Annotated in this window: 10 protein-coding genes; 6 read left to right on the top strand and 4 right to left on the bottom strand. The window is 64.1% G+C overall.

The window, feature by feature from the left end:
- Positions 1 to 3: 3 nt before the first annotated feature.
- Positions 4 to 657 (bottom strand): hydrolase, encoded by a 654-nt coding sequence (locus AC1DKY_RS03275; protein WP_441602292.1) that lies wholly within the window; start codon positions 655 to 657, stop codon positions 4 to 6.
- A gap of 204 nt (positions 658 to 861) precedes the next feature.
- Positions 862 to 1494, bottom strand: a complete 633-nt coding sequence (locus tag AC1DKY_RS03280; protein ID WP_441602293.1) for a response regulator transcription factor — start codon at positions 1492 to 1494, stop codon at positions 862 to 864.
- 224 nt (positions 1495 to 1718) lie between these two features.
- Between AC1DKY_RS03280 and AC1DKY_RS03285 the strand changes: the two genes are divergently transcribed.
- Positions 1719 to 4787 (top strand): sensor histidine kinase, encoded by a 3069-nt coding sequence (locus AC1DKY_RS03285; protein ID WP_441602294.1) that lies wholly within the window; start codon positions 1719 to 1721, stop codon positions 4785 to 4787.
- A gap of 35 nt (positions 4788 to 4822) precedes the next feature.
- Here AC1DKY_RS03285 and fusA read toward each other — a convergent pair whose 3' ends face one another.
- Positions 4823 to 6952 (bottom strand): elongation factor G, encoded by a 2130-nt coding sequence (gene fusA, locus AC1DKY_RS03290; protein WP_441602295.1) that lies wholly within the window; start codon positions 6950 to 6952, stop codon positions 4823 to 4825.
- Positions 6953 to 7331: 379 nt separating this feature from the next.
- On the opposite strand from fusA, the gene AC1DKY_RS03295 reads away from it, so the two are divergent.
- The 5 genes from AC1DKY_RS03295 (at position 7332) to AC1DKY_RS03315 (ending at position 13628) form a co-directional block, all read left to right on the top strand.
- Positions 7332 to 9770, top strand: coding sequence for a TonB-dependent receptor plug domain-containing protein (locus AC1DKY_RS03295; protein ID WP_441602296.1), 2439 nt, complete (start codon positions 7332 to 7334; stop codon positions 9768 to 9770).
- 101 nt (positions 9771 to 9871) lie between these two features.
- A complete protein-coding gene (locus AC1DKY_RS03300) occupies positions 9872 to 10246 on the top strand; it encodes a TraR/DksA family transcriptional regulator (RefSeq protein WP_441602297.1) in 375 nt (124 codons plus the stop codon).
- Positions 10247 to 10328: 82 nt separating this feature from the next.
- Complete coding sequence (gene msrB, locus AC1DKY_RS03305) at positions 10329 to 10817, top strand: peptide-methionine (R)-S-oxide reductase MsrB (RefSeq protein WP_441602298.1); 489 nt, start codon at positions 10329 to 10331, stop codon at positions 10815 to 10817.
- Between the two features lie 30 nt (positions 10818 to 10847).
- On the top strand, positions 10848 to 12140 hold the full coding sequence (locus AC1DKY_RS03310) for a thiolase family protein (RefSeq protein ID WP_441602299.1): 1293 nt from the start codon (positions 10848 to 10850) through the stop codon (positions 12138 to 12140).
- 54 nt (positions 12141 to 12194) lie between these two features.
- Positions 12195 to 13628, top strand: a complete 1434-nt coding sequence (locus AC1DKY_RS03315) for an amidohydrolase family protein (RefSeq protein ID WP_441602300.1) — start codon at positions 12195 to 12197, stop codon at positions 13626 to 13628.
- 116 nt (positions 13629 to 13744) lie between these two features.
- On the opposite strand, the gene AC1DKY_RS03320 is transcribed toward AC1DKY_RS03315, so the two are convergent.
- A complete protein-coding gene (locus AC1DKY_RS03320) occupies positions 13745 to 14983 on the bottom strand; it encodes an OprO/OprP family phosphate-selective porin (RefSeq protein WP_441602301.1) in 1239 nt (412 codons plus the stop codon).
- Between the last annotated feature and the right edge of the window lie 128 nt (positions 14984 to 15111).

Below are 15111 nucleotides of genomic sequence, written 5' to 3' on the forward strand. Positions count from 1 at the left end.
CGATCAACCTTCGTGTGCACCGAACATGGTCTTGGCATAGATCACGCCCAGGCCATACGAACCGCCGAAATGCTTGGCGATGCCGGTGGTGCTGTCGTACGTCTCGGCACGCGCCCAGTCGCGCTGGAGTTCCAGCAGGTATTGCAGCGAGGTCATCGGCCGCGCGCCTGCCTGGATCATGCGCTCCATCGCACGGTTGTGTGCCTCGGTCGAAACGTCGCCGCAGGCATCGGCAATCACGTAGATTTCGAAACCCTGATCGATCGCCGACAGCGTCGGACCGACGATGCACACGGAGGTCCACAAACCCGCCAGCACCAGGCGCTTCTTGCCGATCTCGTTGACGCGCTTGACCACGGCCGCGTCTTCCCAGGTATTCATGGAAGTGCGGTCCAGCAGAGCCTGGCCCGGGAATGCGTCGGTAATCTCGCTGAACATCGGGCCCGAGAAGCTCTTCTCCGCCACCGTGGTGAGGATGGTCGGCACCTTGAAGCTTGCCGCCGCATGCGAGATCAAGGCGGCGTTGTTGCGCAACACGATGGCGTCGATGGAATGCGTGGCAAAGGACATCTGCGACTGGAAGTCGATCAGGATCAAGGCGTGATCCGTCGGATTGATCAACTGTTTGCCAGGCGTGGGGGTCGCGTTGAGGGACATGGGGGATACTCCAGTGCGGCGGGGCGTGGGATGAGATGACGTTCGACATGGCGCGGGCGAACGGATGACTTCCGCCCTACACCCATTGTTCTCATCGGGCAGTCGATGAATACCCCAATCGCGGCAAAAGTGGGCTACCCAATCAGGTAAGCGCGTACGTCCCGGACCATCGCAGGCACGCACTGTTTCGTGCGTGTCACCACTTCAGTTGTCGAAGAAACCCCGATTGCGCGCCAGGGTGACCGCATGCGTGCGGTCGAGCGCGCCCAGCTTGATCATGATGTTCTTCAGGCGCGCTTTCACGGTGTCTTCGGATACGCACAGGATGTCGGCGATGCGCCGGTTGGTATGCCCCGTGGCCACCAAACGCAGCACGGCGAGCTCACGGTCGCTGAGCATTTCCGCCCAGGCGTGGGAGGCAATATCCCCGGCCACTTCCGCGGCCATCACGCGACGACCCGCCATCACGGTGCGGATGCCGGCCAGGATCTCGTCGCGCGTAGCCGTCTTCAGCAGATAGGCGCTTGCGCCGAAGGTGAGTGCACGCTTCACGCGCGCATCACCGGGATACGAGGTCAACACGATGATGCGCGCATCCGGAAATTCGCCGCCCAAGGTGGAAATGGCCTGGAGCCCATCCACGCCCGGCATCTGCAGATCGATCAGCGCCACGTCCGGATGCAGTTCGCGATAGCGCACGATCGCTTCCGCCCCGTCGGCGGCCTGCCCCACCACTTCCATGTCCTGCGCACTTTCGATGGCCGCGACGATGCCATCACGCATGATCGGGTGATCGTCCGCAATCAGGACCCGGATGCGTGTCGCATCAACTGTCACGATATGGTCCCTCGACACGTGGCTGCTCGCGCCTCCCAGGACGGCTGCGGGAGATCTGTCCGGGCTTGCAGCTTCAACTATAGCCTGCAATGCGCGGTGCCGATCAATGCCCGATCGGGTGATTCTGTGTTCATTGCGCGACACCTATGGCCGCGCCACGTGCGGCGATATGCTGCGCCTGTCGCAGCTGGATTTCGCCGCCTGCGCGCCAGCCACGGAAACCTATGACGATGCTCGGATGGCGGAAACTCGCGCGTCGTGGTGCTGTACTGGCCGGCGTGGTGCTATGGCTGGTGTTCGCCGCCTGCGCGCACGCTGAGGATTCGCCCGGCTTTCGCCGCCGCCTGTGGACCACCGAGGCAACCACGCCTGCCGATATCTGGGCCATGGCCCAAGGCAAGGACGGCTATCTTTGGCTGGGCACAGGCAGCGGGCTCTATCGATTCGACGGCTCTCGCTTCGAGCGTTTCCAGCCCTTGCCCGGTGAACGCTTCCGTTCAAACAACATCACCGCGCTCACCGCCCTGCCCGACGGCTCGATGTGGATCGGCTTCTACTACGGTGGCGCCAGCATGCTGCGCGGCGGCCGCTTGCATCACTATGGCGCCGGCAAGGATTTTCCCGCCGGCATGGTGCTGGCTTTTGCGCAAACCGACGACCGCGCCCTGTGGGCAGCCACCGAAGGCGGACTCGCCCGCTTCGACGGTCGCGCATGGCAAACCGTGGGCGATGCATGGAGCTATCCCGCGCAACGCGCCGACTGGCTCATGGTGTCCCGCGACGGGACCTTGTGGGTGACCACCGGCGAAGCGCTGATGTTCCTGCGACCGGGCGAGCATCGCTTCCAGCGCACCGACCAGGCGGTCTCCAAGTACGCCATCGTGGCGCAGGCGCCCGACGGCACGTTGTGGCTTTCCGATCATCTGCATGGCACGCGCGCCCTGCCCGGCCTCACCGCTACGCGTCCCACCAGCACACCGACCGAAGCTCCTGGCGACACGGATTTCGCCTGGGCCAATCGCCTGCTGTTCGACCGTTACGGCAATCTCTGGGGCACCTGCGTCGACCGCAACGGTATCTATCGCGTGGCATCGCTGGCGCCGCTTGCGAGCGGCCGCTCGCTGCGCGCGCAGGATCTCACTGAACTGATCGGGCGCAGCAGCGGCCTGGTGTCCGAACGCGTCGTCCCCCTGGTCGAAGACATGGAAGGAACGATATGGGCAGGCACCAACCTGGGCCTGGTGAGTTTCCACCGCAACAGCTTCCAGGTGCCCGGACAAATCACGCTGGGCGCTGCGGCCAATTACGCGATGGCCACTGACGCGACCGGCGCCGTATGGGCCGCGAACGGCGGAACGCTCTACCGCTTCGATGCCCACGGCGACCAGGTGGTGCGCACCGACCTGCACGACATCGACGGCATGCAGTTCGATCGTGCAGGCGCATTGTGGATGGTGGGGCGCAATCGGCTCTACCAGTTGCACGGCAAGACCCTGGCCACCATCGAATGGCCCGTATCGCCCGATCTCACGCGGGCAAGCGCGTTTGCGATCGATCGCGACGATCGCCCCTGGCTGGCACTGGCCGAGCACGGCCTGTACCAACTCAAACAGGGACAATGGCAACGCGTGGTGCCCCTGCCCGCGCTGGCCGATGAAACACCCACGGCGCTGGCGAGTGGCGAACATGGCGACGTGTGGATCGGTTATGCAGGCGACCGCCTGGTGCGCATCGACGAGCAAGGCGCGCATCTCTACAGCGCGGGCGACGGACTGCACGTGGGCACCATCACCGCCATCGTGGTCGACGCCGGCGACCTGCTGATCGGCGGAGAGCAAGGGCTGGCGCGCCTGCGCGACGGCCGCCTCGCATCGATGCCGGTGCAGGACAACGACACCTTCAGCGGCATCACGGGCATCGTGCGCACCGCCAATGGCGACCTGTGGCTCAATACCGGCAAGGGCGTCGTGCGGATCGAATCTGACGAAGTCACCGCCGGCTTCGAACGATCGGACCATCAACCGGCCTATCGTCTGTTCGATCTGCGCGACGGCCTGCCTGGCATCGCCAAGCAAGGCGCCATCCTGCCGACCACCGCCGTGGACGGTCGCAATCGTTTCTGGTTTCTCACCAACCAGGGGCCGGCGTGGATCGATCCCTCCAAGCCCTTCAACAATCCATTGCCGCCGCCGGTGGCGATCACCGCGATCATTGCCAACGGCCGGCGCTACGCCGCAGGCCAACGCATCGTCTTGCCCAAGGGCACGACCAATCTGCAGGTGCAATACAGCGCGACAAGCCTGGCCATTCCCGATCGCGTGCGCTTTCGCTATCGGCTCGATGGCGTCGACGCCGCCTGGCAGGACGTCGGCAATCGCCGCGAGGCGTTCTATTCCAACCTGGATCCCGGCAATTACCGATTCCATGTGATTGCCGCCAACGACGACGGCGTGTGGAACCTTCAAGGGGCGGAGATCAGCCTCGGCATTGCGCCGTGGTTCTACCAGTCCTGGTGGTTCTATGTGTCGTGCGCCGTCGTCCTTGGCAGCCTGGTCGCCGTGTTCTTCCTGTGGCGAACCCGGCTGGCGGCCGATCGTGTGCGCCTGCAGTTGATGGAGCGCATGAACGAGCGCGAGCGCATCGCCCGGGAAATCCACGATACCTTGCTGCAAGGCGTGCAGGGCCTGTTGTTGCGCCTGCAGGCGCTGATGTCGCGTCCAGTACCCGATCAAGAGCAGGCCGATGTACTCAACGCCGCCATCGAGCAGGCCCGGCAGATGGTGATCGAAGGGCGCGACAAGATCATCGCCTTGCGCGGCGACGAACCGCAGCACAATGAACCGGTTCAGTCGATCCTCGCGGTGGGTGAGGACCTGGCTTCGCTGTACCCGGGCGTGAGGTTCCGACTCAGCGCCGAAGGCGAGCCGCGCGCCCTGCTGCCCAGCGCGCGCGATGAAATCATCGATATCGTCCGCGAGGCGATCCGCAACGCCTTCGTCCACGCCGAAGCGCGCCAGGTGGAGGTCCACGTGGATCACCAGCCACGCTGGCTGCGTGTGCGCGTGGCGGACGATGGCAGCGGCCTGGATGAAGCCACAGTGCGAGCAGCGGTGGACGCCGGGCACTGGGGCATCGTCGGCATGCGCGAGCGCGCGGAACGACTCGGCGCCAAGTTATCGCTGCGGCAGCGCGACCCGCATGGCACGCAATGGTTGCTGAGCGTCCCGTGCCGCGCGGCTTACCGCGCGACCAGGGACGAGCGCCGCAGCACTGACCGACCCGTCACGCCGTGAGCGCCATTCGCTCCACGGCGTGACCAGCGAGGCCTCTACTTCGACTCTTTTTCCATCAAGGTGTCCACCAGGTTGGCAGGCACTTCCTCGTAGTGGTCGAACTCCATGGTGAAGGTGCCGCGCCCGCGCGTGGCCGAGCGCAGGAAGTTGATGTAGCCAAACATTTCCGCCAGCGGCACAAAGCCCTGCACGAAAGCCTGCGTGCCCTTCTGGCCCTGGTCGCTTACGGTGCCGCGACGACGGTTGATGTCGCCGATGACATCGCCGAGGTAGTCCGCCTCGGTGACCACTTCCAGCCGCATCACCGGCTCCAGCAGCTTGGGCTTGCTCAGCCGCTGTGCCTCGCGGAAGCACTGCCGCGTGGCAATCTCGAACGCCAGCGCCGACGAGTCGACGTCATGGAACTTGCCGTCGATCAGGCGCGCCTTGAAGTCCACCACCTCGTAGCCGGCGATCTGTCCCTCGCGCGACTCCACATTCACGGCGTGCTCCACGGCGGGGATGTATTCGCGCGGCACGCGGCCACCGACGATCTCGTCGGAGAACACCACGCCGCTGCCCGACTCCTGCGGCTCGAAAATCATGGTGACTTCGGCAAACTGGCCCGAACCACCCGACTGCTTCTTGTGCGTATAGGTGTGTTCCACCGTACGACCAAAGGCCTCGCGGAAACTCACCTTGGGCTTGCCCATATTGGCGTCCACGCCCAGCTCGGTGCGCATGCGGTCGATGGTCACCTCCAGGTGCAGCTCGCCCATGCCCTTGAGCACGGTCTGGCCGGTTTCCTTGTCCATCTCCAGGCGTAGCGACGGATCGGCCTTCACCATCTTGTAGAGCGCCGCGGACATCTTGTCGATGTCGTTGCGGGTCTTGGGCTCCACCGACACGCTGATCACCGGATCGGGGAAGCGCATGCGTTCCAGCAGCGCAGGATGCGCAGGATCGGACAAGGAGTCGCCCGTCTCGGTTTCCTTCAACGACACGAATGCGCAGATGTCGCCCGCGCGCACCTCGTCGATTTCCCTGGTCGCGTTGGCCTGCACTTCGACGATGCGGCCGATGCGTTCCTTTTTGCCGCGGGTGACGTTCTGCAAGGTGTCGCCCTTCTTGATCACGCCCGAATACACGCGACAGAACGTAAGCGTGCCGAACTGGTCGTTGATCACCTTGAAGGCGAGCGCGCGCGCCGGCGCTTCATCGATCACGCCCTGCTCGCCGGTGACGTGACCGTCCTCGTCCACCAGCGCAATGCCGCCGTTCTCGCCGGGATACGGCATATAGTCGATCACCGCGTCCAGGAGCTGCTGCACGCCCTTGTTGCGATACGAGGAGCCGCAGAACACCGGCACCAGCTTGCCGGACACGCAGCCCTTGCGGATGCACTGCTTCAACATTTCCGGATCGAACTCGCCCGTTTCGATCAGGCGATCGAACGCAGCGTCGTCCATGGCCAGCGCGTATTCCAGCGTCTCGTGGCGCAGCTTTTCAAGGTTGTCCACCCACGCCTGGTCGGCCGCCGTGCTGAACTTCACGCGGCTCGCCACTTCGTTGAGCGGCACGGTATCCCACGGGCTGTCCTTGTCGTCGCCCTTCCACAGATAGGCGACGCCAGCCACCAGGTCGGCCATGCCGACGAATTCGTCGTGGCTGCCCAGCGGCACCTGGCACAGCAGCACACTGGCGCCAAGGCGCTCGCGGATGCCCTTCACGCAGTGTTCGAAGCTCGCACCGGTGCGATCCATCTTGTTGACGTAGCACAGGCGCGGCACGTTGTACTGGTCGGCCAGGCGCCAGTTGGTTTCGGTCTGCGGTTCCACGCCGGCCACACCGTCGAACACCACCACCGCGCCGTCGAGCACGCGCAGGCTGCGATTCACCTCGATGGTGAAATCGACGTGTCCCGGCGTATCAATCAAGTTGATCTGGTGACCTTTCCACTCGGTGGATACCGCCGCCGACTGGATGGTGATGCCGCGCTTGCGTTCCTGTTCCAGATAATCGGTGGTGGTGGAACCCTTGCCGTCCTTGGTGTCGTGCACGTCGACGATCTGATGCTTCTTGCCGGTGTAGTACAGGATGCGCTCGGTCGTGGTGGTCTTGCCGGCATCGATGTGCGCGATGATGCCGATGTTGCGATACAGCTCAAGCGACTTCTTGCGTGCCATGGGGTCCTGCCTTGATGAAAAGGTGCAATCCGACCAGGCACGCCACCCGTCACGACAGGTGCCCAGCGCTCCGCCCGATATAGGGTCGTTCAGCCAAGCATCAACGTTGCGTGAAAACCCATGTAATCAGCCACTTGCGAAATCACCCGCGCAAGCCTAGGTGAAAACCCGGCCTAAAGCCGCGCCGGAACGCCCGTCCGCCGCGCCGCCAGGACGGCGTCGCACAGGCATGCTCATGACGCCACGGCATGAGCAAATCAGCAAATGTCATTGGACATGTTTGGACGTCTATACCGCTGTTGACTCGCGCAAACAATCGCCGTTAGCCTGCGATTGCTGCATCGCATCACTGTGTTTTTTGACTGGGGAATTACGTCGCATGCCTAAGAATTCCGTCGGCCTGAAGGCCGCGCCTAGCGTCCTCGCCGTTGCACTGCTTTCCATCCTTTCGCAAGCCTCCGCGCAGGACGCCGCCCCACCGCCGTCCACTGAAAGCGCGAAGAAGCTCGGCACTGTCATCGTCACCGGCACGCGCGCCGACAACCGCACCGAGAGCAGCTCGCTCACACCCATCGACGTCGTCTCGGCGCAAACGCTCAAGCAGACCGGCACCACGGAACTGACTACCGCACTGGCGCGCATCATTCCGTCGCTGACCTTCCCGCGCCCCTCGGCCGCCGACACTGCCGACTCGCAACGCCCGGCTCAGCTGCGTGGCCTTTCGCCGGATCAGGTGCTGGTGCTGGTCGATGGCAAGCGCTGGCATCCTGGCGCGATCCTGCTCACCAACGGCGTGCTCGGCCGCGGTTCGCAGGCAGTGGACCTCAACACCATTCCCATTGGCGCGGTGGATCACATCGAAGTGCTGCGCGATGGCGCCTCCGCGCAGTACGGCTCCGATGCCATCGCGGGCGTGATCAACATCGTGTTGAAGAAAGGCGCCCAAGGCGGCGAAGTGGACGTCACCGGTGGCCAGTATTCCGCAGGTGATGGTCGCCAATGGCAGGGTTCGGCCAACTTCGGCATTCCACTCAGCGACAAGGGATGGATACGCTTCACGCTGCAGGACGGCAACCAGGATTACACCAACCGGGCCGAGCCCAACCGCACGCGCCCTTCGGAAGGCACTACCCAGCGCTACGGTGACCCGGCGGTGCAGGATCACAACCTGTTCCTGAACTCGCAGTTCGACCTCACGCCAAACGTGCAGCTTTACGCCTTTGGTCACTACAGCGAGCGCAACACCACCTCGCCTGCGTTCTTCCGCAATCTGGCCAACAGCAACTCGGTGCCGTCGCTCTATCCGAACGGCTATCTGCCGCTGGAACACGCGGACTCCACCGATCGTTCGCTGGTGATCGGCGTACGCGGCAAAACGGATGGCGGCTGGCGTTGGGACGTGAGCGGCAATTACGGCGGCAACCGCGTGTCGTATGCCACCGAGAACAGCGTCAATCGCGCGTTCCTGCATGACTTTGGCTATAGCCCCACCCAGTTCCACGACGGCATCCTCAACTCGTCCCAGCAGTCGTTCGACGTGGACATTGCCAGGGAATTCTCCACCAGCTGGCTGCCCAACCCGGTGACGCTGGCGTTCGGCGCGGAATACCTGCGCCAGACCTATGAGATCGATGCGGGCGACCTGACCTCCTGGTACACCGGCACCTCGGGCGTGTCCGGCGGCGCCCAGGGTTTTGGCGGTTACCAGCCGACGGATGCGGGCTCCTATAGTCGCCACGACGTAGCCGAATACGTGAGCCTGGAATCGAACCTCACGGATCGCTTCGGCGCGTCGCTCGCCTTGCGCCACGAGGATTACAGCGACTTCGGCAACACCACATCAGGCGCGCTGGCCGGCCGTTTTGACTTCACCAATCGCTTCGCCTTGCGCGGTAGCGTGTCCACCGGTTTCCGCGCGCCGTCGTTGGCGCAGCAGCACTATTCGTATACCTCGTCGCTCTATTACGGCGCGGGTAACTCGCTGCAGCTGCCGCCAGGCATCTACAACACCGGCCTGGTACCGGTGAACAGCCCGGTTGGCACGCTGCTGGGCGCCCAACCGCTGGAACCGGAGAAGTCGCACAATTACACCTTCGGCGCGGTGTGGAATCCGCTCGATGCGCTCAACCTGAGCGTGGACATCTACCAGATCAACATCGACAACCGCATCACCCTGTCCAGCAACCTCGCCACCACCTCGCCCGCGGTGCAGGCGTATCTCGCGGCCAACGGCATCACCAACACCAACTACAGCGGCATCGCGTACTTTACCAATGCGGTGGACACCCGCACGCGCGGTGTGGACCTGGTGGCGAGCTATCTCAGCGACTTCGGCGATGCCGGCTCGCTGCAGAGCACGGTGAGCTACAACTACAACAAGAACAAGGTCACCGACATCAAGGCCAATCCGGCGATCCTCAACCAGCTGGGGGTGAACCTCAAGCGCATCGACCGGCGCGACCAGTACGGCCTGCTGGCCGATACCACGCCGCGCAGCAAGCTGATCATCAACGAGGTCTACAACCTCAGCCGCTGGAGCTTCAACGGCACGCTGACGCGCTACGGCAGCTTCGTGTCCTACAACTCCACCACGGCCACGCTGGACCAGACGTTCGGCGCCAAATGGATACTCGACCTGGCCGTGAACTACAGCCTCGACCGCTGGACCTTCACCGTCGGCGGCGACAACGTGCTCAATACCTACCCTGACCGCGTCATCCACGCCAACGACAACAGCGGCACCATGCCGTACTCGGTGTTTTCGCCGTTCGGCTTCAATGGCGCCTATGTCTACGGCAAGGTGGCCTACCGCTGGTGACGCCTGCGCACCGGCCCGATCCACGGGCCGGTGCCTTCACCGCGCACGAACAAAACCTGTGCGATAGCTACCGGATAATCCTCCCCGACGGAGTCGCACCCATGGCCGCCCAACAACACCTCACCCCCGAGTTCATCGCACAGCAACGCAAGCGCCTGGAGGCGCTGCGGCAGCAGGTGCTGGGCGGTGAACTGGACGTCAATGCACGCAAGCGCGCCTTTACCGAGGAGCACGGTGACGAGGCCGAAGAGTTCGAGGATTCCGCGCAGGACCTGGCCCAGGAAGAAGTGCGCCAGGCCACCCACGACGTGGACGAGCAACGCGTGAACAACATCCAGCGCGCCCTGCAGAAGATCGACGACGGCACCTACGGTTACTCCGACATCAGCGGGGATCCCATCCCCAAGGCCCGGCTGGAAGCGGCCCCGGAATCCGTGCTCACGGTGCAGGAAGAACAGGCCCGCGAGCGCCGCTGACCCCTTGAGCCCGCCGCGTTCGCCCCGATCTTCAGGGCGTTCGGGCATTCAATGCCCGTGGGTTCATCGAGGAGAGCACGCAGTGAGCAGTCGTCCCACGTTCGACCTGTCCCCTCCCACCCCGCTTCAGTTCGATGCACTGGCTGCCAAGTTGACGGCGGAAGAGCGCAAGGTGCTGCTGGACCATGGCACCGAGTCGCCCTTCTGCGGCGTGCTGCTGTCCGAAAAGCGCGCGGGCGTCTACGGCTGCCGGCTGTGCGGCCTGCCGCTGTTCCTGGCCGGCAACAAGTTCGACAGCCGCACCGGCTGGCCGAGCTTCACCACGCCGTTCGACGAGACGCATCTGGCCTATGTGCGCGACAGCAGCTACGGCATGGTGCGCACCGAAATCCGCTGCGCCCGCTGCGGCAGTCACCAGGGCCACGTGTTCGACGACGGTCCGCCGCCGACCCACCAGCGCTATTGCATCAACTCGGTGTCGCTGGAGTTCGTCGCCGCCACCGACCCGCTGCCAGACAAGCTGGGACGCGGCGCGCCTGAAGGCGCCGTGTGGAACCTGTTCGCCAGCTGACTCCTTTACCCCCGCCATCAGGACACGTCCATGCCCTTGAAGTCGCGTTACAGCCGACCCGTCTGGCTTGCTTCTGGTGTACGCACGCCCTTCTCCAAAGTGGATGGCGCGCTGGCCTCGCACGATGCCATCGCGCTGTCGGTGCCCGTGGTGCAGCACATGCTGGCCAGCCTGCCCGAGGGCAAGCGTCCGGATTTCGCGGCCTGGGGCGCGGTGGTGCCCAACCTCACCTGGAGCAACATCGCGCGCGAAGTGCTGATGGACGCGGGTGCGCCGGCGACGATCCCGGCGTTCTCCACCATCATGGCGTGCTCCACCAGCATGATCGGCATGATCGAAGCGGCCGGCATGCTCGACGACGACAGCCTGCAGCTGGCCCTGGTCGGCGGCGTGGACAGCCTCAGCCGCATCCAGCTGGGTCTGCCGCAAAGCCTTTCCGACTGGATCCGCCAATTCCAGAAAGCACGCTCGGTGGGCGAGAAGGTTTCGCATGCACTCACGCTGAAGCCGGGCGACGTTCGCCTGTACATCCCGGGCATCGTCAATCGCACCTCGGGCCTGAGCATGGGCGAGCACACCGAGATCACGGCCAAAGACTGGCATATGCGCCGCGAAGATGAAGACGCCTGGGCGCTCGGCAGCCACCAGCGCACCGTAGCGGGCTGGAACAGTGGCTTCTTCGATGACCTGGTGATACCGGTGGGCGACTTCCGTCGCGACAGCATTCCGCGCGCAGATAGCACGCTGGAGAAACTGGCCAAGCTCCCGCCGGCGTTCGACCGCACGACCGGGGAAGGCACGTTGACCGCGGGCAATTCGTCGCCGCTCACGGACGGCGCCGCCGGCTTGTGGGTCTCCAGCGAGAAAGGCCTCGATCGCATTCCCTCGCATGTGCCGCGCGTCAAGCTGGTCGACTGGGAAATCGCCGCGGTCGACTTCCGCGTGGAAGGCCTGCTGATGGCGCCGGCATTCGCCATACCCAAGCTGCTGGCTCGTCACAACCTGCGTTATGACGACGTGGCCCTCTGGGAAATCCACGAAGCCTTTGCCGCGCAGGTGCTGTTCCACATGGCTGCGTTGGAAAGCCGCGAGTTTCTCGCGCGCAAAGCAGGTGTGGACCGCGACTTCGGACCGTTCCCGCGCGAGCGCGTCAATCCCAATGGCGGCAGCCTGGCCATTGGCCATCCCTTCGGCGCCACGGGTGCTCGCATCCTCAGCCAGGCAGTGAAGGAGCTCGCGGCGCAACCTGCGGGCACCCTGGCCATTGTCAGCATCTGCGCCGATGGTGGCCAGGGCACGGTGGCGCTACTCGAAGCAGGCTGACCGATCGGCAACGCTGCTTGCTACGATGCTCCCACTTTTGACAGGGGGAGCACCATGGCATTGCAGCGTTCGCTTTTCACCGTCGCCATTGCCGGCCTGCTATGCGCAGCCAGCGCATCGGCCGCCGATACCAAGCCTGCGAGCGACCAGGACTTCGTCGCTTACGATCAACCGCTGATCGCCTTCACCCATGCCACCGTGATCGACGGCACGGGCGCCAAGGCCGCGCGCGATCAGACGCTGGTGATCGACCATGGCCGTATCGTCGCCATGGGCAAGAGCAGCAAGGTGAAGCTGCCGCAGGATGCCAAGGTGATCGACGCCAAGGGCAAGACGCTGATGCCGGGCTTCGTGATGGTGCACGAGCACATGTTCTATCCGGCCGGCGGCGCCGAATACAATGAGATGAGCTATAGCTTCCCGCGCCTCTATCTCGCCGGTGGCACGACTACCATGCGCACGGCCGGCTCGATGATGCCCTATGCCGACATCAACGTGCGCGACGCCATCGCCAAGGGCACCGTGATCGGTCCCGACATGGACGTGACCGGCCCCTACCTCAACGGCCCGGGCCTGCCCATTCCCGCCGTGCACGTGCTGAGCGGTCCGGACGATGCCGAACGCACCGTCAACTACTGGTCGGCCGAAGGCGTCACCTCGTACAAGGCCTATATGCAGATCACCCGCGATGAACTGAAGCGCGTGATCGATACCGCTCACGAGCACAAGGCCAAGGTGACGGCGCATCTGTGCTCGGTGACGTATCGCGAAGCGGTGGACATGGGCATCGACAACCTGGAGCACGGCTTCTTCGTCGCCAGCGATTTCGTCAAGGACAAGCAGCCCGACCAGTGCCCGAAGAGCCCCGGCGTCAACGACTCGCTGGCCGCCGTCGATCCAAGGTCAGCTGACGTGAAGCTGCTGATGCGCGACATGATCAACCACCATGTGGCGCTCACCTCCACGCTCACCGTATTCGAAACCTTCGTGCCGAACCGGCCCAAGGCGCCGCAGGGTGCGCTCGACCTGATGTTGCCGGAAGTGCGTGCGCAGTACGAAGCCACCTGGAACAAGGTGCAGGGGTCCAAGGCGCGCATGACGCCGGAGACCTACCTCAAGCTCGCCCGCATGGAGAAGCAATACGCCGACGCCGGCGGCCTGCTGCTCGCCGGCACCGATCCCACCGGCTACGGCGGCGTGGTGCCGGGCTATTCGTCCAAGCGCGAAGTGGAACTGCTGGTGGAGGCAGGCTTCGGTGTCGAGCAGGCGGTGAAAGTCGCCACCTCCAACGGCGCGAAATACCTGGGCCGCGACGGCGACGTCGGCACCCTCGCCGTAGGCAAGCGCGCTGATCTGGTGGTGATCGATGGCGACCCGGCCAAGCACGTGGCCGATATCGAGCACATGCCGCTCGTGTTCAAGAATGGCGTGGGCTACGACACGCAGAAGATCTTTGACGCGACGCGCGATAGCGTGGGTCTGCATTGAGTTTGTATCACCGGCGCCCATCCGGGCGCCGGTGGCAAACCGCGGCCCCCACTGCCAGTCATTCCGGCGTAGGCCGGAACGACGACAATGAGAGTGCGCGCAAGGCTTGAACAGCCTTAGAAATAAACCTGCGCCCGCATCTCGAAAATGCGCGGATTCACCTGCAGCCTGCCCCGATCACTGAAGGCCCACACATAGTTAGCCTGGAACTTCAGGTGCTCGCCGATATACCAGTTCGCGCCGGCCGTCCAATCGTGTTCCTTGCCGCCCGTGATGGCGCCATCATTGAGATCCAGCTCGCTATAGCGCACCGCCAACTCCACCGCGCCCCAGGCGTGTGTCGGTCGCACCGCCTGCAGGTCGCGGCCGTTGTAGCGACGGTCGGCCACGTTGCCGTCGCTGTAGAAGCGCGACTCGCCGGTGAGCGTCCAGGTAGTGAACACATAGAAACCGTTCACCTCGACATTGGGCTTGCCATTGCTGCGATCCACCTGCGCCTGCAGATACTCGCCCTGCAGCGACCAAGGCCCCTGGATCCACAGTGCCTCTAAGCCCTGGCGATCGACACTTTTGCCATAGGGCAGATTGCCGGTATCCACCAGACGCACGGGCGAAAGGCCATCTTCCGGCCGCGCGCGCAGCCGGGCTGAAGGCGGCACCGAGCCCTCGTCGGCCCAATCGAGCTTTTCGCGTGACGCGGACAGGCCCAGGTGCAAGACATGGCCGGGCTTGTTGAGCGGTATCCACGCGGCACGTGCAGCCCAGGTGCGCCCCGGATTGTTGCCGTCGAAATCCTTGCGCCAGAAATAGTCGCCGACGTTGAGGATGAAATGCGGCCTCACCCAGGCCCAGTCGAAACCCGCGCGACGTCCTTCCCACACGGCCTGCGTGGGCAAGGCGGTTTCGACAAACGTGGTGGCGGACGAACTGGTCACGCCTTCGAAACCCACCGGCGTTTTCGAATAGCCGAAGCGGAAGTTGCCGATGTCCTCGCCGATCACGCCGCTGCTGCGAAAACGCACGAAGGTATCGACCCACTGCCTGGCCTGGAAGTCGTATTGCACGATGGCGTCGTACACGCCCGGCTTGCGCAGGTAGAAACCCAGATAGCGACGCCGGTTGGTACTGGCGTCTTCGAACTTGCCGGCGTCGTTGGAGAATTGATTGACGTCGTACTGATAAAGCACGGCCAAGCCAAAGTCCGTGCCATCGGATGCGGTCACGTGCGTGGGCCAGTTGCTGTAGAAGTCATAGTTGTCCGCGAGACAACACACCGGCCAGGCGCAGGCGATCGCCATGACGGCGAGTGCGCGACGCAAGGTGACGGCGGTCTTTGCGGACAGGGCTGGATTCATGGTCTCGCCTCCCAACGAGTAAAAACATGCTGTCCAATCGGCGCCAGAGCAGGAAATGACTTTTGTGCATATGCACATGGCCTTCATCTCGCCAGCAGCCCTGTGGCCTGAAGCAATTTACCGGCCCA

Source organism: Dyella sp. 01N448 (assembly GCF_056399225.1).